Origin of the sequence: Mesorhizobium sp. WSM4935 (assembly GCF_029625735.1) — a bacterium.
Taxonomy (GTDB): Bacteria; Pseudomonadota; Alphaproteobacteria; order Rhizobiales; family Rhizobiaceae; genus Mesorhizobium.
In genome coordinates this window covers 110,663-132,606 of record NZ_JARTVR010000004.1, presented here as the reverse complement: position 1 = coordinate 132,606, position 21,944 = coordinate 110,663, and the positions used below count along the sequence as shown (strand labels likewise).

18 protein-coding genes and 1 tRNA gene are annotated in these 21,944 nt (G+C 62.8%); 9 read left to right on the top strand and 10 right to left on the bottom strand.

Annotated elements, in window-relative coordinates; genetic code table 11:
* Positions 1 to 3 precede the first annotated feature (3 nt).
* Positions 4 to 909, bottom strand: a complete 906-nt coding sequence (gene galU, locus P9273_RS12250) for a UTP--glucose-1-phosphate uridylyltransferase GalU (protein WP_278049143.1) — start codon at positions 907 to 909, stop codon at positions 4 to 6.
* 234 nt (positions 910 to 1,143) lie between these two features.
* On the opposite strand from galU, the gene P9273_RS12245 reads away from it, so the two are divergent.
* Together P9273_RS12245 and P9273_RS12240 are read left to right on the top strand one after the other, a co-directional pair.
* Positions 1,144 to 2,364 (top strand): lytic murein transglycosylase, encoded by a 1,221-nt coding sequence (locus tag P9273_RS12245; protein ID WP_278049142.1) that lies wholly within the window; start codon positions 1,144 to 1,146, stop codon positions 2,362 to 2,364.
* A gap of 123 nt (positions 2,365 to 2,487) precedes the next feature.
* Positions 2,488 to 3,702, top strand: coding sequence for an SGNH/GDSL hydrolase family protein (locus tag P9273_RS12240; RefSeq protein ID WP_278049141.1), 1,215 nt, complete (start codon positions 2,488 to 2,490; stop codon positions 3,700 to 3,702).
* Positions 3,703 to 3,882: 180 nt separating this feature from the next.
* Here the strand turns inward: P9273_RS12240 and P9273_RS12235 are convergent, their stop codons facing one another.
* Entirely contained in the window at positions 3,883 to 5,337 is a 1,455-nt protein-coding gene (locus tag P9273_RS12235; RefSeq protein ID WP_040997214.1) for a glutamate synthase subunit beta, read from the bottom strand.
* Positions 5,338 to 5,480: 143 nt separating this feature from the next.
* The gene (gene gltB, locus P9273_RS12230) at positions 5,481 to 10,193 is read right to left on the bottom strand and encodes a glutamate synthase large subunit (RefSeq protein ID WP_278049140.1); all 4,713 of its coding nucleotides are present in this window, start codon (positions 10,191 to 10,193) and stop codon (positions 5,481 to 5,483) included.
* Positions 10,194 to 10,685: 492 nt separating this feature from the next.
* Here gltB and P9273_RS12225 point away from each other — a divergent pair, with 492 nt between their 5' ends.
* The 3 genes from P9273_RS12225 to P9273_RS32270 are packed head-to-tail and all read left to right on the top strand — an operon-like array spanning position 10,686 to position 12,659.
* Entirely contained in the window at positions 10,686 to 11,735 is a 1,050-nt protein-coding gene (locus P9273_RS12225) for a threonine aldolase family protein (RefSeq protein ID WP_278049139.1), read from the top strand.
* A 10-nt stretch (positions 11,736 to 11,745) separates the two neighbouring features.
* Positions 11,746 to 12,264 carry an MBL fold metallo-hydrolase gene (locus P9273_RS32275; RefSeq protein ID WP_336619386.1) on the top strand — a complete coding sequence of 173 codons (519 nt, stop codon included), beginning with the start codon at positions 11,746 to 11,748 and terminating at the stop codon, positions 12,262 to 12,264.
* Positions 12,264 to 12,659 (top strand): hypothetical protein, encoded by a 396-nt coding sequence (locus P9273_RS32270; RefSeq protein WP_336619385.1) that lies wholly within the window; start codon positions 12,264 to 12,266, stop codon positions 12,657 to 12,659. The genes P9273_RS32275 and P9273_RS32270 overlap by 1 nt, the downstream gene beginning before the upstream one ends.
* Positions 12,660 to 12,726: 67 nt before the next feature.
* Here P9273_RS32270 and P9273_RS12215 read toward each other — a convergent pair whose 3' ends face one another.
* On the bottom strand, positions 12,727 to 13,194 hold the full coding sequence (locus P9273_RS12215) for an Hsp20 family protein (RefSeq protein ID WP_040997220.1): 468 nt from the start codon (positions 13,192 to 13,194) through the stop codon (positions 12,727 to 12,729).
* A 557-nt stretch (positions 13,195 to 13,751) separates the two neighbouring features.
* Here P9273_RS12215 and P9273_RS12210 point away from each other — a divergent pair.
* Positions 13,752 to 14,708 (top strand): alpha/beta fold hydrolase, encoded by a 957-nt coding sequence (locus P9273_RS12210; protein WP_278049138.1) that lies wholly within the window; start codon positions 13,752 to 13,754, stop codon positions 14,706 to 14,708.
* Positions 14,709 to 14,718: 10 nt separating this feature from the next.
* Here the strand turns inward: P9273_RS12210 and hisN are convergent, their stop codons facing one another.
* Both hisN and P9273_RS12200 read right to left on the bottom strand, forming a co-directional pair.
* Positions 14,719 to 15,492 (bottom strand): histidinol-phosphatase, encoded by a 774-nt coding sequence (gene hisN / locus P9273_RS12205; RefSeq protein ID WP_278049137.1) that lies wholly within the window; start codon positions 15,490 to 15,492, stop codon positions 14,719 to 14,721.
* A 355-nt stretch (positions 15,493 to 15,847) separates the two neighbouring features.
* On the bottom strand, positions 15,848 to 16,804 hold the full coding sequence (locus P9273_RS12200) for an N-formylglutamate amidohydrolase (protein ID WP_278049136.1): 957 nt from the start codon (positions 16,802 to 16,804) through the stop codon (positions 15,848 to 15,850).
* Positions 16,805 to 16,953: 149 nt separating this feature from the next.
* On the opposite strand from P9273_RS12200, the gene cpdR reads away from it, so the two are divergent.
* The 3 genes from cpdR (at position 16,954) to P9273_RS12185 (ending at position 18,499) form a co-directional block, all read left to right on the top strand.
* Complete coding sequence (gene cpdR / locus P9273_RS12195) at positions 16,954 to 17,316, top strand: cell cycle two-component system response regulator CpdR (RefSeq protein WP_006199474.1); 363 nt, start codon at positions 16,954 to 16,956, stop codon at positions 17,314 to 17,316.
* Positions 17,317 to 17,434: 118 nt separating this feature from the next.
* Positions 17,435 to 17,509: transfer RNA gene (locus P9273_RS12190), tRNA-Val, on the top strand.
* A gap of 321 nt (positions 17,510 to 17,830) precedes the next feature.
* Positions 17,831 to 18,499 (top strand): outer membrane protein, encoded by a 669-nt coding sequence (locus tag P9273_RS12185; RefSeq protein ID WP_278049135.1) that lies wholly within the window; start codon positions 17,831 to 17,833, stop codon positions 18,497 to 18,499.
* A 107-nt stretch (positions 18,500 to 18,606) separates the two neighbouring features.
* On the opposite strand, the gene P9273_RS12180 is transcribed toward P9273_RS12185, so the two are convergent.
* The 4 genes from P9273_RS12180 to P9273_RS12165 form a co-directional block, all read right to left on the bottom strand.
* Positions 18,607 to 19,020: a hypothetical protein gene (locus tag P9273_RS12180; RefSeq protein WP_278049134.1), complete on the bottom strand. Its 414-nt coding sequence runs from the start codon at positions 19,018 to 19,020 to the stop codon at positions 18,607 to 18,609.
* A 407-nt stretch (positions 19,021 to 19,427) separates the two neighbouring features.
* The gene (locus tag P9273_RS12175; protein ID WP_278049133.1) at positions 19,428 to 19,721 is read right to left on the bottom strand and encodes a DUF1330 domain-containing protein; all 294 of its coding nucleotides are present in this window, start codon (positions 19,719 to 19,721) and stop codon (positions 19,428 to 19,430) included.
* A 29-nt stretch (positions 19,722 to 19,750) separates the two neighbouring features.
* Positions 19,751 to 20,515: an SDR family NAD(P)-dependent oxidoreductase gene (locus tag P9273_RS12170; protein ID WP_278049132.1), complete on the bottom strand. Its 765-nt coding sequence runs from the start codon at positions 20,513 to 20,515 to the stop codon at positions 19,751 to 19,753.
* 107 nt (positions 20,516 to 20,622) lie between these two features.
* Positions 20,623 to 21,777 (bottom strand): dihydrodipicolinate synthase family protein, encoded by a 1,155-nt coding sequence (locus P9273_RS12165; protein WP_278049131.1) that lies wholly within the window; start codon positions 21,775 to 21,777, stop codon positions 20,623 to 20,625.
* Positions 21,778 to 21,944: the final 167 nt, after the last annotated feature.

The window sequence follows — 21,944 nt, the reverse complement described above, 5'->3', positions numbered from 1 at the left end:
AGCTTAGAACGCCGCGCCGCGGCGTTCCACCGGCCGCACCTCGTCAAGCAGCGTGCGGATCACGCCCGCCATGCTTCCGTTCATGTCGCTGCGCCACAGCGCGAAGGCGACATTTGCCTCGACGAAACCTTCAGGAGAGCCGCAATCGAAGGTGCGACCCTTATAGTGGTAGCCGTAGAAGGGCTGCTGTTTCTCCAGCTTCAGCATCGCGTCGGTCAGCTGGATCTCGTTGCCGGCGCCGCGCTCCTGGCTTTCCAGGATGCCGAAGATTTCCGGCTGCAGGATGTAGCGGCCGTTGATGTAAAGATTGGAGGGCGCGGTGCCCTGTTTCGGCTTCTCCACCATTCCGGTGATGCGGAAGCCGTGATGCGTGTCCTCGCCGCGGCCGACAATGCCGTATTTATGCGCTTCCGCCGGATCGCATTCCTGCACGGCGATGATGTTGTTGCCGGTCTCGGCATAGAGCTCGACCATGTCCTTCATGCAGCTCTTTTCCGACTGCATGATCATGTCCGGCAAAAGCAGCGCGAACGGTTCGTCGCCCACCAGTTCGCGGGCGCACCAGACGGCATGGCCGAGGCCCATCGGCACCTGCTGGCGCGTGAAGCTCGTCTGTCCCGGCGCCGGCTGCAGCCGCTGCAGGCGGGCGAGCTGATCGTCCTTGCCGCGCTGGGCGAGCGTGTCGTAGAGCTCGAACTGGACGTCGAAATGGTCCTCGATGACCGCCTTGTTGCGCCCGGTCACGAAGATGAAATGCTCGATGCCGGCCTCGCGCGCCTCGTCGACCACATATTGGATGACCGGCCGGTCGACGACGGTCAGCATCTCCTTCGGGATCGCCTTGGTGGCCGGAAGAAACCGCGTGCCGAGGCCGGCCACCGGGAAAACTGCCTTGCGAACGCGCTTCATGTTGACACCCCTGCGTTTGAGCCAATTATCCGCGCGGCGGCACGCTCTGCAATCCCCCAAACATCTTCACATCGGAATCATTTTCACGCCGGAATGTTGGATTACCGGCGAGCAGTGAATGTGAGAGCAAAAGCTGCGATACCTCTTTTCGTTCCCGGCGGCACCTATGGTAAACTAAATACTAACCCAGTTCGGCGTTGAATGATCCTTCCTAATTTGACGAAGGAGGAAATGATGTCCGTTCGCAACACTGCGAGGCGCCTGACGGCACTGGTGACGGCCGCCGGCCTCACGCTGGCCTTGCTGATGCCCGCCGGTCCCGCTTTCGCCGATGCCGGGTTCCGCCAGTGGGTCGCGGGCTTCCGCGCCACCGCGGTGGCAGGCGGCGTTTCGGGTGCTGTCTACGATCGATCTATGAGGGGCATCGAGCCCGACCCGGTTGTGTTGGAAAAGGCCCGCACCCAGCCGGAATTCACCGCGCCCGCCTGGGACTATTTCGACAACCGCGTGCACGACCAGGCGGTCGCCAATGGCCGGGCGATGGCACGCAAATGGAAGCCGTGGCTCGACCGCATCGAGGCGCGGTTCGGCGTCGACCGCAACATCCTTCTGGCCATCTGGTCGATGGAATCGAATTATGGCGAGACGCTCAAGCGCGACGACATCATGCGCAATGTCATCCGTTCGCTGGCTACCCTTGCCTATGGCGATCCCAAGCGCTCGAAATATGCCCGCACCCAGTTGATCGCGGCGCTGAAGATCCTGCAGACCGGCGACATCGACGAGAGCCATCTGATGGGCTCCTGGGCCGGCGCGATGGGCCAGACCCAGTTCATTCCGACTAGCTATCAGCGCTATGCGGTCGACATGGACGGCAACGGCAGGCGTGACATCTGGAATTCGATCCCCGATGCGCTGGCGACCTCCGCCAATCTGCTCAAGAAGAACGGCTGGCAGGCCGGCAAGACCTGGGGCTATGAGGTCACCATCCCGGCCGGCAAACTGCCCGGCGGCGCAAAGACCATCGCCCAATGGCAGGCGCTCGGTGTCGTCAGGGCCAATGGCAAGCCGTTCAGGAACCTGACCGACAAGGCGACGCTGAAAGTGCCGGACGGCCGGGGTGGCCCCGCCTTCCTGATGGTCAGGAATTTCTCGGTCATCAAGGCCTACAACAATGCCGACAAATACGCTTTGGCCGTCGGCCTGCTCGCCGATGAGATCGCCGGCGGCACCGGCCTGGTGCAGGACTGGCAGCGGCCCTTCACCAAGCTCACCTTCGAGGAGCGGCAGGAGCTGCAGAAGCGGCTTTCCGAGCACGGCTATTATGACGGCAAGTTCGATGGCAAGATCGGCGACGGCTCGAAGGCCGCCATCATGGCCTACCAGGCCAAGGTCGGCCTGACGCAGGATGGCTATCCGAGCATGGAAGTGCTCAAATGGCTCCGCAAGCAGTAGCTGAGCCGCGCTAAGGCGCCCGGCATCCTTTCAAAGAGGGCAAGGATGCTGTAGCGCTGCGGCTTGCGCATGACTTTGCCATGTCATGTCTGCCTGGTCATGCGCCAAGGGATGGAGAGGTGTTTGGTTTCGGTTGCGCGTATCAGGCAGAGCATTCGCCGGGCGCCCGTCCTGATTCTCGCCCTTGCTGTGCTTGTCGTCACCGCCGCCGGCGGTTTCCACGCCCCCGCGTTCGCGCAGGAGGAAAGCCGTGGCTGGTCGCTGCGTGACCTTCTGTTCCCGCGCCGCAGCGAACGTGTCGAGCCGCCGGTCGAAGTCCAGAAACCACGGCCGAAACCCAAGAAGAAGCCCAAGCCGCGCCCGCCGGCGGAGCCGGAAACGCCGATCGTCGAGAAGACGAGCGACGCCCGGGTCGTGCTGGTGGTCGGCGATTTTCTGGCGGGTGGGCTGGCGGAGGGCCTGGACACGGCCTTTGCCGACAATCCCGCCGTCAGGATCGTCTCCCGCGCCAACGGTTCGTCCGGCTTCGTCCGTGACGATGTCTACAATTGGCCAGCCCAGATAAAATCCCTGATCGAAACCGAGAAACCTGCGGTCGTAATCGTCATGCTGGGTTCCAACGATCGCCAGCAGATGAAGGTCGGCGACGTGCGCGAGCAGCCGCGCTCGGAGAACTGGACCAAGGAATATGAGCGACGCACCGATGCGCTCGGCAAGGCCATACAGGACACCAAGGTGCCATTCCTGTGGGTCGGCATGCCGGCTTTCGGTGTGTCGAAGATGAATTCCGACATGCTCGCCTTCAACGACATCTATCATTCGGCCGCCCAAAGCCATGGCGGAGAGTTCGTCGATGTCTGGGACGGCTTTGTCGATGAGAACGGCGCTTTCGTCACCTCCGGCCCGGACATCAACGGCCAGCCGGTACGCCTGCGTTCCGACGACGGCATCAACGTCACCAAGGCCGGCAAGCGCAAGCTTGCTTTCTACACGGAAAAGCCATTGGCAAAGATACTCGGCCTGGCGGCGCCGGGAAGCGTCACGACCATGTCGGCGCCGGCCGGCGCGCCGGTAGAGGCGCCGAAGCCGGCCGCCGCGCCCGTCATCGTCGACCGCACCGCGCCGATGCTGCTCGGCGACCCGGCGCTCGACGGCGGCACCGAACTGCTCGGTGCCGCACAACCGGCCAGGGCGGATCCGAACCTGCCCGGCGAGAAACTGATCCTTGAAGGCAAGGCGCCCGCCGCTTCGCCCGGCCGCGCGGACGATTTCTCCTGGCCGCCGAAGCCGCCGGCGACCGCCGCCGCTCAACCTGATACGGCGGGCGTCAATCAGTAGCTCATCGGCTCGGAGACCGTTTCAGAAATTCGCTCCCGCGAGTCGGATGGTGGTGTTTTCGAGCACCGGCCTACGCCGGCCATAGCCTTAATTGCCACACCGTTTCTCATTGATGCTTCGGCCGGCGGAAGCGCAGAAAAGGCCATCCGCTGGCCGTAGGAGTAGAATTTCCAAACCGTCTCAGCGCGGCAGCACCGTCGATCCCATCAATGCCTCGTCGATCGAGCGCGCCGCCTGACGGCCCTCGCGGATCGCCCAGACCACCAGCGACTGGCCGCGGCGCACGTCGCCCGCCGCATAGAGCTTGTCGACGCTGGTCTTGTAGTCGCGGTCGTTGGCCTCGACATTTTTCGAGCGCCGGCTGTCGGTGACGACCTTGATCTTGCCGTCGAGCTCTTTCATCAGGCTGTCGCTCGCCGGTCCGGCGAAGCCGATGGCGATGAAGGCGAGATCGGCGCGGATGACGAACTCGGTGCCGGGGATCGGCTTGCGCTTCTCGTCGACCTCGCAGCAACGCACACCGGTCAGTTGGCCGTCCTCGCCGATGAATTCGAGCGTCGCCACCTGGAATTCGCGCTCGGCGCCCTCGGCTTGCGAGGAGGATGTGCGCATCTTGGTCGCCCAATAGGGCCAGACCGCGAGCTTGTCTTCCTTCTCCGGCGGCTGCGGGCGGATGTCGAGCTGCGTCACGCGCACCGCGCCTTGGCGGAAGGCGGTGCCGATGCAGTCGGACGCGGTGTCGCCGCCGCCGACCACGACGACATGCTGGCCGCCGGCGATAATCGGGTGCGAGGGCCAGGCCACCGACTGGATCGGCTCGCCGCCGACGCGGCGGTTCTGCTGCACGAGATAGGGCATCGCGTCATAAACGCCGCTGAGGTCGCTGCCCGGAATGCCGGCCGGGCGCGGCGTTTCGGAGCCGCCGCAATAGAGCACGGCGTCGAATTCCTCGAGGAGATCGGCCACCTTCATGTCGACGCCGACATTGATGCCGCAATGGAAGGTCACGCCCTCGCCCCGCATCTGCTCGATGCGCCGGTCGATATAGTGCTTCTCGATCTTGAAGTCGGGGATGCCGTAGCGCATCAGCCCGCCCGGGCGGCTCTCGCGCTCATAGACATGCACGTCGTGGCCGACGCGGCCGAGCTGCTGCGCCGCTGCCATGCCGGCGGGGCCGGAGCCGATGATGGCGACACGCTTGCCGGTCTTCTTCTCCGGCGGATAGGGCCGGATATGGCCGGTCTCGTAAGCCTTGTCGGCGATCGCCTGCTCAATCGTCTTGATGGCAACCGGAATGTCCTCGAGGTTCAGCGTGCAGGCTTCCTCGCACGGCGCCGGGCAGATGCGGCCGGTGAATTCCGGGAAATTGTTGGTCGAATGCAGGTTGCGGATCGCGCTGTCCCAATCGCCATTGTAGACGAGGTCGTTCCAGTCCGGGATCTGGTTGTGGATCGGACAGCCGGTCGGCCCATGGCAGAACGGAATGCCGCAATCCATGCAGCGCGCGGCCTGTTTCTCGACCTCCTTGTCGGACATCGGCAGCGTGAATTCACGGAAATGCCTGATGCGGTCGGAGGCCGGCTGGTACTTGTGCACCTGCCGGTCGATCTCGAGAAACCCTGTTACCTTGCCCATAGTCCAGTCCCTGCTGTCCGAAGGCACGCTTTTGCAGCGCACCCGTTAACCCCATAAGGCTGCCGTGGCAACCTTCGTTCCGAGGTCAGGATTGTTGGTGAGGATGCCGGCCGGGGCATCGTCTCCCCGGCCACGCCCAATGCTTATTCCGCCGCCACGCTCATGCGCATGCGTTCCATCTCGATCAAGGCGCGGCGATACTCGACCGGCATGATTTTCCGGAATTTCGGCCGGAAGCTCTGCCAATTCTCGAGGATCTCGCGGCCGCGCACCGAACCGGTGAAATGCACGTGGTTCGAGATCAGCTGGTAGAGCCGTTCCTCGTCATGGCTGGTCATGTCGCCCGACACGTCGACGCGGCCCTTGTGGTCGAGGTCGCCGCCATGATGGAGCAGCTTCTCCATCAGGTCGTCCTCCTCCGGGACCGGCTCGAGTTCGACCATCGCCATGTTGCAGCGTTCAGCGAAATCGCCCTCCTCGTCCAGCACATAGGCGACGCCGCCCGACATGCCTGCCGCGAAGTTGCGCCCCGTCTTGCCGATGACGACGACGATGCCGCCGGTCATGTATTCGCAGCCATGGTCGCCGACGCCTTCGACGACGGCGACAACGCCGGAGTTGCGCACGGCGAAACGCTCGCCGGCGACGCCGGCGAAATAGGCCTCGCCTTCGGTGGCGCCGTAAAGCACCGTGTTGCCGACAATGATCGAGTCCGCCGCAACGATCTTGGCTTCTTCCGGCGGGCGGATGACGATGCGGCCGCCCGACAGGCCCTTGCCGACATAGTCATTGCCGGCGCCGACCAGCTCGAACGAGACGCCGCGCGCCAGGAATGCGCCGAAGGACTGGCCGGCGGTGCCGGTGAGCTTCACCTGGATCGTATCTTCCCGAAGGCCTTTGTGCTTGAAGCGCTTGGCGACTTCACCCGACAGCATCGCGCCGGTAGAGCGGTCGACATTGCGGATCGGCAGCTCGATGGTCACGGGCTGCCTGGCCTCCAGCGCCGGCTTCGCCAGCTCGATCAGCTTGCGGTCGAGCACGTCGTCGATCGGATGCTTCTGCCGCTCCGTCCAATGCAGCGCCTCATGCGGCGCGTCGGGCTTGTAGAACATCTTCGAGAAATCGAGCCCGCGCGCTTTCCAGTGCTGGATCACGTCGCGCTTTTCCAGGAGATCGGTGTCGCCGATGATCTGGTCGAGATGGGTGAAGCCCATTTCGGCAAGCAGCGCGCGCACCTCTTCCGCCACGTAGAAGAAGAAGTTGATGACGTGCTCGGGCGTGCCCTTGAAACGCTTGCGCAGCACCGGGTCCTGCGTCGCCACGCCGACGGGACAGGTATTGAGGTGGCACTTGCGCATCATGATGCAGCCGGCCGCGATCAGCGGCGCGGTCGAGAAGCCGAACTCGTCGGCGCCGAGCAGCGCGCCGATGATGACGTCGCGCCCGGTGCGCAAGCCGCCATCGACCTGCAGCGCGACGCGCGAACGCAAACCGTTGAGCACCAGCGTCTGATGCGTTTCGGCAAGGCCCATTTCCCACGGGCTGCCGGCATGCTTGAGCGAGGTCAGCGGCGAAGCGCCGGTGCCGCCGTCATAGCCGGAGATGGTGATGTGGTCGGCGCGCGCCTTGGCGACGCCCGCCGCGACCGTGCCGACGCCGACTTCCGACACCAGCTTGACCGAGACGTCGGCCGCAGGATTGACGTTCTTCAGGTCGTAGATCAGCTGCGCCAGATCCTCGATCGAATAGATGTCGTGATGCGGCGGCGGCGAGATGAGGCCGACGCCGGGCGTAGAATGCCTGACTTTGGCGATGGTCGCATCGACCTTGTGTCCCGGCAGCTGGCCGCCCTCGCCGGGCTTGGCGCCTTGGGCCACCTTGATCTGCATGACATCGGAATTGACCAGATACTCGGCCGTGACGCCGAACCGCCCGGAGGCGACCTGCTTGATCGCCGAGCGTTCCGGATTCTTGCCGCCGCCGGGCAGCGGCAGATAGCGGTCGGCCTCTTCGCCGCCCTCCCCGGTGTTCGACTTGCCGCCGATGGCGTTCATCGCGCGCGCCAGCGTGGTGTGCGCCTCCCGCGAAATCGAGCCGAAAGACATCGCCCCGGTCGAGAAGCGCTTGACGATCTCGGCCGCCGGCATGACGTCCTCGAGCGCGACCTTCTTGCGGCCGGTCTCTTCGGCGAGCTTGATCTTGAACAGGCCGCGGATCGTCTGCGCTCTGGCCGTCGCGCTGTCGATCTGCGCCGAATACTCCTTGAACGTATCCCAGGAGCCCTGCCGCACGGCGTGCTGGAGGCTGGCGACCGCATCGGGCGACCACATATGCGCCTCGCCGCGCATGCGGAACATGTACTCGCCGCCGACCTCGAGATTGTTGCGCAGCACCGGATCGCTGCCGAAGGCGTCCGAGTGGCGGCTAAGCGTCTCGGTGGCGATCTCGTCCAGGCCGACGCCTTCGATCAGCGTCGCCGTGCCGGTGAAATACTTCTCCACGAAATCGGACTTCAGGCCGATGGCGTCGAAGATCTGCGCGCCGCAATAGGACTGGTAGGTCGAGATGCCCATCTTGGACATCACCTTGAGGATGCCCTTGCCGATCGACTTTATGTAGCGCGACACCACCTCGTATTCGTCGACCTCTTCCGGCAGCTCGCCGCGCTTATGCATGTCGAGCAGCGTGTCGAAGGCGAGATAAGGATTGATCGCCTCGGCGCCGTAGCCTGCCAAGCAGCAGAAGTGATGCACCTCGCGCGGCTCGCCGGATTCCACCACGAGGCCGACCGCGGTGCGCAGCCCCTTGCGGATCAGGTGATGGTGCACGGCCGCCGTCGCCAGCAGCGATGGAATGGCGATGCGGTCCGGCCCGACCTGCCGGTCCGACAGGATGATGATGTTGTAGCCGCCGGCGACCGCCGCCTCCGCGCGCTCGCAGAGCCGGTCGATGGCGCCCTGCATGCCCGCGGCGCCTTCGTTCGAGCCGTAGGTGATGTCGATCGTCTTGGTGTCGAAACGGTCCTCGGTGTGGCCGATCGAGCGGATCTTCTCCAGATCGCCATTGGTCAGGATCGGCTGGCGCACCTCAAGCCGCTTGCGGCGCGACGTGCCGACCAGGTCGAAGATGTTCGGCCGCGGCCCGATGAACGACACCAGGCTCATCACCAGCTCCTCGCGGATCGGGTCGATCGGCGGGTTGGTGACCTGGGCGAAGTTCTGCTTGAAATAGGTGTAGAGCAGCTTCGACTTGTCCGACATCGCCGAGATCGGCGTGTCGGTGCCCATCGAACCGACCGCTTCCTGGCCGGTGGTGGCCATCGGCGCCATCAGAAGCTTGGTGTCTTCCTGCGTGTAGCCGAAGGCCTGCTGGCGATCGAGCAGGCTGACATCCTTGCGCAGCGCGCGCGGCTCGACCGGCTTCAGGTCTTCGAGGATGAGCTGCGTGTTGGCAAGCCAGGTCTTGTAGGGATGCCTGGTCGCGATCTCCGACTTGATCTCCTCGTCGGAGACGATGCGGCCCTTGGCGAGGTCGATCAGCAGCATGCGGCCGGGCTGCAGTCGCCACTTCTGCACGATCTTCTCTTCCGGCACCGGCAGCGCGCCGGCTTCCGACGCCATGATGACGCGGTCGTCGTCGGTGACGATGTAGCGCGCCGGCCGCAGTCCGTTGCGGTCTAACGTGGCGCCGATCTGGCGGCCGTCGGTGAACACGACCGCCGCAGGCCCATCCCACGGCTCCATAAGCGCCGCATGGTACTCGTAGAAAGCCTTGCGATCGGCGTCCATGAGCTTGTTGCCGGCCCAGGCTTCGGGGATCAGCATCATCATGGCGTGGGTGAGCGAGTAGCCGCCCTGGAACAGGAACTCGAGCGCATTGTCGAAGCACGCCGTGTCCGACTGGCCCTCATAGGAAATCGGCCAGAGCTTCGAGATGTTGTTGCCGAACAGCTCGGAATCGACCGAGGCCTGGCGCGCCGCCATCCAGTTGTTGTTGCCGCGAACGGTGTTGATCTCGCCGTTATGCGCGACCATGCGGTAGGGATGCGCCAGCTTCCACGACGGGAAGGTGTTGGTCGAGAAGCGCTGGTGAACGAGGATCAGCGCCGTCTCAAAGCGCGGATCCTTGAGGTCCTTGTAATAGGCGCCGACCTGGTAGGCCAGGAACATGCCCTTGTAGACGATGGTGCGCGCCGACAGCGACACGCAATAGGCGCCGACATCCTTATTGTCGTTCTCGGCATAGATGCGGCCCGAGATCACCTTGCGCAGCAGATAAAGCCGCGCCTCATACTCCTCGTCGTCCGGGATGTCGGCCGTGCGGCCGATGAACACTTGGCGGTGGAACGGCTCGGAGGCCACGATATCCGGCGCCTTCGACAGCGATGAATTGTCGACCGGCACGTCGCGGAAGCCGATGAGCGGCAGCCCTTCCGACTGCGCCGATTCGGCGATGATGTCCTCGATATGGGCGCGAAGCGCCGCATCCTGCGGCATGAACCAGTGGCCGACGCCGTATTGGCCCGCCGGCGGCAGTTCGACGCCCTTGGCCGCCATTTCCTCGCGGAAGAAAGCGTCCGGGATCTGCACCAGCACGCCGGCGCCGTCGGCGCCGCGATGGGTGAGGTTTTCCAGCATCGCCAGACCGTCCTCGACGATGTCGTGCGACTTCACGCCCTTCATATTGGCGATGAAGCCGACGCCGCAGGCGTCATGCTCGTTGCGCGGATCATAGAGGCCCTGGGCGGCCGGGCCGTTAGTGGTTCGGCCGGCTTTGGTCAGGACGGTATTTTTAACGGCTGCCGCTTTCGTCTGCGCGGCCTGGCCGTTGATCGCAGATGGCGTCAGTTCCGTCATCGTCCTATCCTCCGTTCTCCACCTTGGCCCCGACTGTCTCAGGGCGCTGGTTTGCCTTGGGAAGCGCTAATGCTTCCCCTTCATCCTGCTGCACGTCTCGCGAAATCCATCGAACCATACGGCTATACGCCCGGTTCGCATCCGGTATCGTATAGGCCAGAGCCGGGCCGTCTACCCGCCGCTCGCGACAATGGCCGGATTGGCAGTGATGATACGCCAGTCCAGCCTGTTTTGTGCGACAAAATAAGACAGCACTACTGTCCTAAATTTTTTATGGCAGAAATTAGGAGGCCAGACAAGACTGATTCACAAAAAACTTGGTCGTGCCGCGACACAAATGTTCGTGGCGAGCACCGGAAACGCAAGCTTCGGTCCGGGGTCTTTTGAGGGGACGCGCTGGCTTCACCGCTTTGCCAGCGATTGGCCCTTGCGCTTCAACCGCCGAAGCGGTCAAGTCCCGCCGCCTTTGCCAATCACGATATGGACCTCTCGATGTTCTTTGCCTCCGACAACTGGGCCGGCGTCCACCCCGACATTTCCGCCAATCTGTCGCGCCATGCCGCCGGAATCGCTGTCGCTTATGGCGATGGCGATGTGGATCGCGCCGTCTATCGCCGCTTCAGCGAGATCTTCGAGCGCGAGGTGCAGGTCTTCTTCGTCGCGACCGGCACAGCGGCCAATGCGCTTTCGATGGCTGCAGTGAACCAGATCGGCGGCATCGCGCTCTGCCACTCCGAAGCGCATATGAATGTCGACGAGTTCGGCGCGATGGGTTTTTACACCGGCGGCGCGCGCATGGCGCCGGTGCCGGGGCCGCTGGGGCGCATGAACCCCGAAGCTCTTGACCGCGCCATCAAGCGCTATTCGCAGGATCTGGCCCCCGCCGGCCAACCGATGGCGGTCACCCTCACCCAGGCGACCGAGGTCGGCACGGTCTATAGCATCGACGACGTCAAGGCGGTCGCCGAGGTCAGCCACCGCCACAAGCTGCCGCTGCACATGGATGGCGCGCGCTTCGCCAATGCGATTGCGGCGACCGGCGTCAGCCCGGCCGAAATGACCTGGAAGAGCGGCGTCGACCTCATCTCCTTCGGCGGCACCAAGAATGGCTGCTGGATGGCCGACGCGGTGGTGATCCTCAATCCCGATCTCGGCAAGGACCTGCGCCTGCTGCGTCAGCGCGCCGGACAGACCTTCTCCAAGGCCCGCTTCATCTCGGCCCAGTTCGAGGCCTATTTCACCGACGATTTGTGGCTGCGGATGGCGGCACACGCCAATCAGATGGCCGCGCATCTGGCGGAAACGATCGAGGACGCGCCGACCGGCAAGCTCGCCTGGCTGCCGCAGGCCAATGAGGTCTTCGCCATCCTCGCCCGCGAGACAGCCGAGAAGCTGCAGGCGGCCGGCGCCAAATTCTACGAATGGGGCCTTCCGCAGGGTTTCGATGGCCATCTCGGAGAGGAGGAAGCGATCTACCGTTTCGTCGCCAGCTTCGCGACCACGACGGAAGAGATCGAGCGTCTCGGTCAGCTGCTCGCCTGAGTTTCCCGGCATGGCCAGGCCGTTTCTCGCCTCGACAATGCGCCTGGTCCGCCCGGCGCCGAATGTGCTGGGCTTCTATGACGGCCGCGTCGATGGCGTCCGCATCTGGTCGGACGAGCCGAACTGGCTGGACGACGGCGCCTATACGCTCGGCATCTGCACCTATGCGATCGTCGACGGATCGCAGGCGCTCGTCTACGACACGCATATCTCTCTGCCGCATGCCCGCTTCATCCGGCGGACGCTCGAAGAGATGGGCGTGACCTCGACACGCGTCGTGCTCAGCCACTGGCATAACGACCATATCGCCGGCAACGAGGTGTTTAAGGATTGCGAGATCATCGCCAACCGCCTCACCGCCGCGGCGCTCGAACGCGGCCGCGCCGGGATCGAGAGTGGCAATCCGCCGATCAAGCCCCTCGTCCTGCCCAACAGAATGTTCGAGGGCAGCCTCAGTCTGATGGTAGAGCGATCCCCATCGAACTCCGCCAGGTCGAAATCCACAGCCATGACGGCATGGTGCTGCTGATGCCCGACGCCGGCCTGCTTTTGGCGGGCGACACGCTGGAAGACTCCGTCACCTATGTTTCGGAACCGGAATGCCTGGGCGAGCATCTGGTCGACCTCGAACGCATGGCCGGCTGGCGGTTCGATCGAATCCTGCCCAACCACGGTTCCTTGCGGGCAATCGAAGCGGGTGGCTATGACCGAAGCCTCATCGGCGCCACACAGGCCTATATTCGCAAGCTGCTTGCCTGCCGGCATGATCCGGACCTGGCAAGGCAGGATCTAAGGACCTTCGGCGCCGACATTTTTGCCACGACGGCAACCGAATATTTTCCACCATACGAAGCCGTTCATCGGCAGAATGTCGAAGCTGTCGTCGCGGCAAAAGCCGATAGCCAGAAAGGCTCGGCACAATAAAAAGCGGCGCCTCTCGGCGCCGCTTTCGTCTCGGGAGGGAGACGTTGTCTGGGATGGAGACCGCGGGTTACGCGGCGGCCTTGGCCTCGATCTGCTTGGCCTTGTCCGAGGACGAGGTGATCGCGATCTTGCGCGGCTTCAGCTCCTCGGGAATGTTGCGCTTGAGATCGACGAAGAGCAGACCGTTCTTCAGCGTGGCGCCTTCCACTTCGACGTGGTCGGCAAGCTGGAAGCGACGCTCGAAGGACCTCGAGGCAATGCCGCGATACAGCAGCTCCGAACCCTCGCTGTTGTTCTCTTCCTTGCGCTCGCCCTTGACGGTCAGCACGTTGCGGTGGGCTTCGATCGAGATTTCGTCTTCCGAGAAGCCGGCAACGGCCATCGAGATGCGATAGGCGTTCTCGCCGGTGCGCTCGATGTTATAGGGCGGGTAGGTCTGCGCGGTCTCGGGCTGGCCGAGCGAGTCGAGCATGGTGAACAGCCGGTCGAAGCCGACGGTCGAACGATAAAGCGGGGAAAAATCAACGTGACGCATAAGTGTTCTCCTGTTGAGCAACATGGTTTGCGTGTGACCCGGTGCGAAACCCTCGCAAGGCGTTCCGGATAGGCCAGCGGCCCCGACATCGGCGGCCGCAACCTTCATTTGGGAAGCTCAAAAAGCCATTTCAAGGTTTTTTCGCGTCGCAATGTGGCCACGTTGATGAATGGCGGATGAACCGCCGCTTCGGCATCCGTTCAGTCATTCAGCGCTAGGCTTTGACCAACATGACGGACAAGCGGCGCATCGATCCCCGCGCCGCGACGAGGCCGAACCGGGTGCAACGTCCCTTCCTCCCGGATCGACAGAGGCCGGAAGTGCGCCGCAGGCACTTCCGGCCTCCCCTTCACTATAGCGCCGCGCGTCCTCCGGACTCGTTAAGGGCGATGTAGCACACTTGATTTCGCGCGTGGTCCTTTCCGAAAATCGATTCCGATTTCGGCTTATGCGCGGGTTCCGCTTAAATCCTCGCAGCGCTTTGCTTTTGCCGGCTGGCCGTCTATCACCATGCCGACGCCTCGCCCGTCCGGGCAAAGAACAAGCAACGACACCGAATGACGGATCTTTTCCATCTGACCGAGGACAATCCCCTGCCGCAAAACGCCGCGGGCGGCTTCTTCACCACGCGTGACGGCAAGAAGATCCGCTACGGCGTTTTCGCCGCTGTCGCCCGGCCGCTCCAGGGCACCGTGGTTCTGCTGACCGGGCGCAACGAATGTATCGAGAAATATTTTGAGACCATCCGCGATCTCGCCGATCGCGGCTTCGGCGTCGCCATCCTCGACTGGCGCGGCCAGGGCGCTTCCAGCCGCCTGCTGCGTGACGGCCAGCGCGGCTATGTCCGCAGCTTCCGCGACTACACGCGCGACCTCGAGCAATTTTTCGAGGAGGTCGTGCTGCCCGACTGCCGCGGCCCCTATTACATCCTCGCCCACTCGACCGGGGCGGTGATCGCGCTGCTTGCCTCGCCGTCCATGGTCAACCGGGTGCGGCGCATGGTGCTGCTGGCGCCTTTTCTGGAGGTGCCGGACCTGCCGGTCTCGATCGCCACGGTGCGACGCGTCTGCGCGATATTCTGCGCGCTGGGTCTCGGCTGGCTCTACGCCGCGCTCGGTCCGCGGCCGAAAGTGCCGCCGCCTTTCGAGGTGAACAAGGTGACCTCGGACCCTGAGCGCTACCGGCGCAATGTCGGCATCTACGAGGCCTGGCCGCAGCTGGCGCTCGGCGGCCCGACCATACGCTGGCTGAAGGCGGCTGCCGCGGCCGCCCATGCCGTCAGCGATCCGGATTTCATGGCAAGGATCAGGGTGCCGATGCTGATCGTCGCCGCCGGCGCCGACCGGGTGGTCTCGACCAAAGCGGTGGAAGCCTATGCCAGGAAATTGCGCGTCGGCTCGCTGCTGATGATCGACGGCGCCCAGCACGAGATCCTGCAGGAGAAGGACATCTACCGCGAACAGTTCCTGGCCGCCTTCGACGCCTTCATCCCCGGCACCGGCGACACTCCCTGATCGCGCCCGCTCAGCCGCGCAGCGCCGCCATCGCCGCCGCGTGCAGTTCCGGCGTCGCGGCCGCCAATATGTCGCCGCCCTTCTCGGCCGCTCCGCCTTCGAAAGTGGTGATGACGCCGCCGGCCTTCTCGATGAGCGGGATCAGCGCGACGATGTCGTAGGGCTTCAGGCCCGGGTCGGCGACGATATCGATGCTGCCGGCCGCCAGCATGGCGAAGGCATAACAATCGGTGCCGTAGCGGGCGAGCTGGACCTTTGTCTCGAACTGGTCGTAGCGCTTGCGCGCATCGCCCTTGAACAGGGCCGGCGTGGTCGTGAACAGCGTCGCCTGTGCGAGTTCGGTCGTCTTGCGGGTCGCCAGCCTGCGCGGACCGCCCGGTCCTTCATAATGCGACCCGGAAGCGTTGGCGTAGAACAATTCGCCGGTGAAGGGTTGCGACATCATGCCGGCGACCGCATCGCCATCGACAGTCAGCCCGACCAGCGTTCCCCAGACCGGAATGCCGGAAATGAAGGCGCGGGTGCCGTCGATCGGGTCGATCACCCAGACATGCCGGCTGGTGAGGTTCTGGCTGCCATGCTCTTCGCCGAGGATGCCGTGGTCGGGATATTCGGAGGAGATCAGCGCGCGGATCGCGCGCTCGGCCTCACGATCGGCTTCGGTGACCGGGTCGAAGCTCCCCGCAAGCTTGTTGGTGACCGTTCCCTGACTGCGGAAGCGCGGCAAGGTTTCCGCGGCGGCGGCATGCGCGATGCGCCGCATGAAATCGGTGCTGATATCCAAGTCGCTCTCCCCATCGCGGCCCTTGCCAGCCGCTCTTTCTCGCAGAACGGGCGCTCTCAAGACCGGTCAGGCGCCCGCTTTCTGTTGCCCGAATGCCACATCTGAACCGCTGAAGCGGAATTTCCACATCATATTGAATTAAAAAACCCTGATGTCGATTGACATTTGTGCGACGCACAATAATTCTGTCATCGGGCAGGTTTTCCTGTCCATGCCCTCCTTGGGCGTTTCCTCCCTAGACTTCGACCGTGTCGTGAAAACGACGCGGTCTTTTTTTCGAGCAATTCCAGGAAGGTGTGAAGCGGTTTCCGACCGGAATTGCGTTTGTAAAGAACTCGGTGCACCGATCGCACCGTCATTCGGCTGCGAGCGGCAAATCGACGAAATGATGATCGGGCATCGACATCAGGTCGGCCGAGAAGCGGGTCAGGTCGGCGGCCAAGGCGTCGAAGCCGGCCGATTTCTGGAACGTCCGCTCGTCCATGTAAAGCCCGCGATTGACCTCGATTTGCAGCGCATGCAGATGCCGCGCCGGCCTGCCATAATGCTCGGTGATGAAACCCCCGGCATAGGGCTTGTTGTGCGCGACCGTGTAGCCCATGCCGACAAGCAGGCTGATCGCCATTTCGGTGAGCGCCGGCGAGGCCGAGATGCCGAACCGGTCGCCGATGATGAAGTCGGGCCGCACGCCGTTGTCGCCGACGCGGATCGAGGCCGGCATCGAATGGCAGTCGATCAGCACGGCATAGCCGAACCTGGCATGCGTCCTGGCCAGGAGCCGCTTCAGCGTCTCGTGATAAGGCTTGTACACCGCTTCGATGCGTCCTACCGCCTCGGCCAAAGGCAAGCGTCCGGAATAGATGTCGAGCCCCTCGCCGACCAGTTTCGGCACCGTACCCAGCCCGCCGGCGACACGCGCCGAGCGGATGTTGCAGAAGGACGGCACCGGCTCCGCGAACATGCGCGGATCGAGTTCCCAGGGCTCGCGGTTGACGTCGAGATAGGCGCGCGGAAAGTTCGCTGCCAGCAACGGCGCTCCGAGCGGCACGGCGCCGCCGAAAAGCTCCTCGACATAGCAGTCCTCCGACCGGCGGATGGCGTTACGGTCGAGCCGCGCCATGGCCAGGAAACGCTCCGGATAATGGCGGCCGCTATGCGGTGAGTTGAACAGGAAGGGAACGCGCTGTTCGGCGCCCGATCGGATTTCGAAGGGTGGAACGACCGAAAAATCCTCGGCTGCCGTCTTCAATTTGTATGAACCAGGATGAAGCACTGCATCATGACCCAAAACTTGCCACCTTGCGTCCGGCATGTCCAGCATTTCAGGCTGTGAAACCGCGCTTCGAACCGGATGTCGGATGCCCTTCATTCACTTGATGTTTACCGGCACATCCTCATATACAGCATGGTTAACGGCCTTGCCCGGCGGCAGGCTTGGGCGGATGATTCGGACGGGACATGATGGCACGCATTCTGCTGGCGGAAGACGACGACGATATGCGCCGCTTCCTCGTCAAGGCGCTGGAACGCGCCGGCTACCAGGTAAGCGATTTCGACAATGGCGCCAGCGCCTATGAGCGGCTGCGCGAAGAACCTTTCTCGCTGCTCCTGACCGACATCGTCATGCCGGAAATGGACGGCATCGAGCTCGCCCGCCGCGCCACCGAGATCGATCCGGACCTCAAGGTGATGTTCATCACCGGCTTTGCCGCGGTCGCGCTCAATCCCGATTCGAAGGCGCCCAAGGACGCCAAGGTGCTGTCGAAGCCCTTCCACCTGCGCGATCTCGTCAACGAGGTCGAGAAGATGCTGCAGGCCGCCTGAGGCCTGCATCGAGGCTCGCATCGGCAGGGTCCTCGCCGATGCGACGAATGGAAGCCGTCTTTCCACATTCCCGCTATTGACGCGCCGGATCAAAAGTGGTGTATGCGCGGCGTCGGATGGGCGTGTAGCTCAGCGGGAGAGCACTGCATTGACATTGCAGGGGTCACAAGTTCAATCCTTGTCACGCCCACCATCCTTCCAAATAACATAGCCGGTCTTCGCCACTGCCTGGCACAAGCGGCGGCGTAAGCAGGCGAGTGAAAGTACACGCCGCGTCCTGTGCCCATCATAGGTTCGCTCGCTGCCCTGGCAGCTCGAGATCAAACCAATCTTTCACCCCGCTGGCTCCCGCTTGCGGGGTTTTCGTTGGGTCCGAACCTTGCTCACGGTGTCGGACGCAATCTCTCGCCACGCTCCCTCCAGCGCCACTGTTGCCGCTGTGTTACAGCGCCACCACTGAAACCCATGCTATCAACCCTTAGATGCAATGGCGGATCGGAGCGATAGGCAAGTTATGAGGAAGGTTCTACTCACATCGGCAATGCTTGTTGGGTTTTGTTCGTCAGCCTTCGCTGCGGATGCATTGTCAGTCGAGCCCTCGTCCTACAATTGGACAGGCGCCTATATTGGTGCAGTGGCCGGCGTCAATTTTCTCAAAGGGGATGTGACGATCCCGAATTACGATCCCACCGGATATGATGGCGACAGCACATCGGCATCGATTGGCGGACAAGTGGGCTACCAGTACCAGTTCGACAACAATTTCGTTCTCGGAGCGGAGGCCCGTCTGGTTGCGGTGTTCAACAAGAAGACAGTGCCGACGATTGACGGTGAAACGTTCGAGACCGCTGCCGATTGGCAAGGCGATATCATCGCGAAGGCGGGATATGCGATGGGCACTTTCCTCCCTTACGTTAAGGGCGGCGTGGCCTTCCTGCACCTGCACGATACCGGATATAGCGTTCTCGGTTTTGGAGATACCAAGTTCGACCGGACCTATACCGGCTGGACGATCGGGGTTGGCGCAGATTACGCGCTCAATGACAAATGGGTTGTCGGCCTTGATTACGCCTACGCGCATTTCTCGGACCATAATTTCCAAGACGACAGCGCGCTGGTTGGCCCAACGTTTGTCAAGCCCAGCACCCATACGGTTTCTCTGAGCCTGAACTACCGCTTTTGATCTCGCTTGAATTGTTGCGGGCGGCTCTTCGTTCGCAATGGCTTTCCTCCTGAGCGGGAATAAATCCCTCTCGCTGAACAGTCCCCATCGGCAGTAGCGGCTTGCTGCTACTCGACCTTCACGTTGATCGTGATGCTGTATGATGCGCCTTCGTATGTGTGTACCGACAGGGCGACTTCGTCCTCGCCTTTGAACCCCGGCTTCGACCGGTACAGCACCTTTATGCCGTCCACCTTACGGAAATTGCATTTCCATCGAATGTTGCTTTTGGCGAAGTGCGGGAATGTCTTTGCATTAATGATCGAGATTTTGCCATGGGTTGGTCCGGAAACAGCCTTCAGATCAACCGGGCCCGCGTTCGAGCAGTCTGGGTTAACACTCGACCCCTCATAGATGTCGATTTCTTTCCCCGAAAGCGCTGTCCTCTCAAGGGTTTTCGTGTTCCCCCATGCCGCGGCCTGGCCTGCGCCAAGTCCCAAAAAAACAAGCGCGATCCCAACAGCAGTAACCCGGGAAACCATTTTTGTTGCCCCTTCCCTCAATCCCCCCGACGGTTTTAGATGGGCCGTGGCAAAACGCCATGATGTATTTGTATCATCCCATCAAATGATTGTTATTGGCGAAGAGTTCGAAACATATCAGATCGAGGGCCCTTTCTCTCGCCTGACGCATAGGGAGATCGCGCCCCACGGGCACAGAAACGGCACAGATATGTTCGAACGTTTTTGCTCTGTTCACGTTCTTCGGTGGCGATTTCGCAATGAATCAGAGAACGCACTGCATTAACATTGCAGGGGTAACAACTTCCATCGTTGTCACGCCCACCATCCTTCCAATAACCTAGGCTGACGACTGGCCCCCCGCATAGCGTTGGCCATGGCGAATCGAGCTCGAGTTTAGCGGCTCTCAACGACGCTACGCCCGCTGGCTAACCGAGATCCCCTTCGAACATCACCAGCGTACGGCTCGACGCCTTGAGCGCGAAGCGCATGGCTTCCTCATAGGCCGGATCCGCATAGCAGGCCTTCGCGATCTCCAGCGATGGAAACTCCACCAGGACCATGCGCCTGGCATCGCGCGCCTCGACGAGCAGAGGCGGCTGGTTCGTCGTGTTGGTTCGTGCCTGGTATTTTTCGCCGATAGGCTTCCAGAGACGGCTATATTCGGCCTGCGCCTGCTGGTCCGAAATCTCGGTTCCGACGATGAGCCAGTATCCCTTCACGCCGACCGCGCTCCCTGATGATTGCAAGCCTACACCATGAACTCGCCGCCGTTTATGTGCAACAAATGTCCGGTGACGAACTTGCCCATGTCGGACGCGAGATAGAGGCAGGCATTGGCGACGTCTTCGGCGGTTCCAAGCGTCCTTAGCGGCACCGTCGCCTTCACATGCTCGTAGGTTTGCTCGAGATCGGGGTACCAGGCCGCATTCCTGTCCGTGTCCAGCCATCCCGGGGCAATGCTGTTGGCGGTCACCCCGTCCGGCCCGCATTCCAGCGCCACAGCCTTCGCCAGGCCGTGCATGCCATGTTTCGCGGCGACGACATGCGCTCGGTTCGCCAGCGGGAAAAGCGCTTCCGTGCCTGCCATGTAAAGCAGGCGGCCATACTTCCTCCTGCGCATGTGGGGAAGGACCGCCTGCGTCAGGATGAAAGCCGATCCGAGATTGGTATTGATCACCTTCTGCCAGTCCTGGAGAGTGATCTCCTCGAGCGGCTGGTGCGGTCTTATCCCCGCGCAGGACACCGCGATGTCGACACCGCCCAGTTCCGCCACCGCCCTTTCGATCAAGGCATTCATGGCGGCCTCGTCGGCGCCGTCGCAGATGGATGCTATCGCCTCGACGCCGAAAGATCGAGCCTGGTCGGCGACGGCCTCGATCTTGGCCGCGTCGCTGCCCCCGGTGATGACGATGTGCGCCCCCGCTCGGGCGAACGCCAGCGCGACGGCCTTGCCGATGTTCTGGCCGGCGGCGGTGATGACCGCTACCCGCCCTTTCAGACCTGGAACTTCCATGTGCTCACCTATGGGTCAGGAGGGCGCGGAGCGTGTCCTGCGCCAGCCTTGTAGGTTGAGAAATCAAACAGGGGCTTTGCCAGGAAGCAAGCCGCCATAGGTCTAGGCTAGACGCCCGCCGTCGCCAGCAGAGTCTTCATCCGGGCCATGGCAAGATCGGGGTCGGCCAACAGGCCAGCTTGATCGGAGAGCCGGAAGACGTCCGCATAGTGGCATATGCCGCGCGCCGACTGCATACCGCCGACCATGGTGAAATGGTCCTGATGCCCGTTCAGCCAGGCCATGAACACGATGCCGGCCTTGTAATATTCGGTCGGCGCTTCGAAGATCTTGCGCGACAGCGGCACGGTCGGCGCCATCAGCGCGTCGTAACCGACTCTGTCGCCCTCCGCCAGCTTCGCCAGCGCGGCATTGGCGACCGGGGCGATGGCGTCGAAGATGCCGAGCAGCGCGTGCGAATGCCGCCTGCCGTCGCCTGCGATCAGCTCCGGATAGTTGAAATCGTCGCCGGTGAACATCATCACCCCGTCGGGCAGCCGCTCGCGCAGAAGCACCTCCTTCTCGGCATCGAGCAGCGATATCTTGATGCCTTCCACCTTGTCCGCATGCCGCTCGATGATGGCGACGACCGTGCCGAGCGCCGCATCGAAATCGTTGCTGCCCCAATAACCCTTGAGCGCCGGATCGAACATGTCGCCCAGCCAATGCAGGATGACCTTGCCTGATGCCTGGGAAAGCATCCGGTCATAGACGCGGGCATAGTCGTCCGGCCCCTTTGCAACCGCCGCCAGCGCACGGCTCGCCATCATGATCGCCTTGCCGCCCTCGCCTTCGATGAAGGCGAATTGTTCTTCATAGGCGCTGATGACGTCGTCGAGCGTCTTGGCCGCCGCCGGCGCCAGATGATCGGTTCCCGCTCCCGAAGCGAGGTCGGCGCCCGGCACCGTCTTGGCCTCCGCGATCGAGCGCCGGATCAGTTCCTTGGCGCTGGCCCAGTCGAAACCCATGCCGCGCTGAGACGTGTCCATGGCCTCGGCGATGCGGAAGCCGAGCCGCCACAGATGATGGCGAAACGCCATGGTCTTGTCCCAGTCGACCGCCGGTTGTGACCAGGGGTTGGTCATGGCGATGGGGTCGGCAACGACATGGGCGGCGGCATAGGCGATGCGCGAAAAAGGCGCGTCCTGGCTCGGCTCGACCGGTTGACCGACGAGCCGGTAGCTGACCCGGTCGCCATTTGCGGCAGGCAAGGTGATGTCCATGGAGCTCTCCCTTCCGGGCCGCTATAAATGGAACGTTCCAATAAATCAAGAAGCTTGATGATTCAAAGGCTGGGAGCTGATCGGCTACAGACCCTCGGTGCAGAACTCCTTGCGCCAGCACCGATTTTGAACCGCTTCAATCAATTTTTCGAATCTCGCAGGAATCA

Bases quoted from the DNA above. Each gene is read 5' to 3' on its own strand.
- galU (WP_278049143.1), bottom strand. From the start codon at position 909: ATGAAGCGCGTTCGCAAGGCAGTTTTCCCGGTGGCCGGCCTCGGCACG.
- P9273_RS12245 (WP_278049142.1), top strand. From the start codon at position 1,144: ATGTCCGTTCGCAACACTGCGAGGCGCCTGACGGCACTGGTGACGGCC.
- P9273_RS12235 (WP_040997214.1), bottom strand. From the start codon at position 5,337: ATGGGCAAGGTAACAGGGTTTCTCGAGATCGACCGGCAGGTGCACAAG.
- gltB (WP_278049140.1), bottom strand. From the start codon at position 10,193: ATGACGGAACTGACGCCATCTGCGATCAACGGCCAGGCCGCGCAGACG.
- P9273_RS12225 (WP_278049139.1), top strand. From the start codon at position 10,686: ATGTTCTTTGCCTCCGACAACTGGGCCGGCGTCCACCCCGACATTTCC.
- P9273_RS32275 (WP_336619386.1), top strand. From the start codon at position 11,746: ATGGCCAGGCCGTTTCTCGCCTCGACAATGCGCCTGGTCCGCCCGGCG.
- P9273_RS32270 (WP_336619385.1), top strand. From the start codon at position 12,264: ATGCCCGACGCCGGCCTGCTTTTGGCGGGCGACACGCTGGAAGACTCC.
- P9273_RS12215 (WP_040997220.1), bottom strand. From the start codon at position 13,194: ATGCGTCACGTTGATTTTTCCCCGCTTTATCGTTCGACCGTCGGCTTC.
- P9273_RS12210 (WP_278049138.1), top strand. From the start codon at position 13,752: ATGACGGATCTTTTCCATCTGACCGAGGACAATCCCCTGCCGCAAAAC.
- P9273_RS12200 (WP_278049136.1), bottom strand. From the start codon at position 16,804: ATGCCGGACGCAAGGTGGCAAGTTTTGGGTCATGATGCAGTGCTTCAT.
- cpdR (WP_006199474.1), top strand. From the start codon at position 16,954: ATGGCACGCATTCTGCTGGCGGAAGACGACGACGATATGCGCCGCTTC.
- P9273_RS12185 (WP_278049135.1), top strand. From the start codon at position 17,831: ATGAGGAAGGTTCTACTCACATCGGCAATGCTTGTTGGGTTTTGTTCG.
- P9273_RS12180 (WP_278049134.1), bottom strand. From the start codon at position 19,020: ATGGTTTCCCGGGTTACTGCTGTTGGGATCGCGCTTGTTTTTTTGGGA.
- P9273_RS12170 (WP_278049132.1), bottom strand. From the start codon at position 20,515: ATGGAAGTTCCAGGTCTGAAAGGGCGGGTAGCGGTCATCACCGCCGCC.
- P9273_RS12165 (WP_278049131.1), bottom strand. From the start codon at position 21,777: ATGGACATCACCTTGCCTGCCGCAAATGGCGACCGGGTCAGCTACCGG.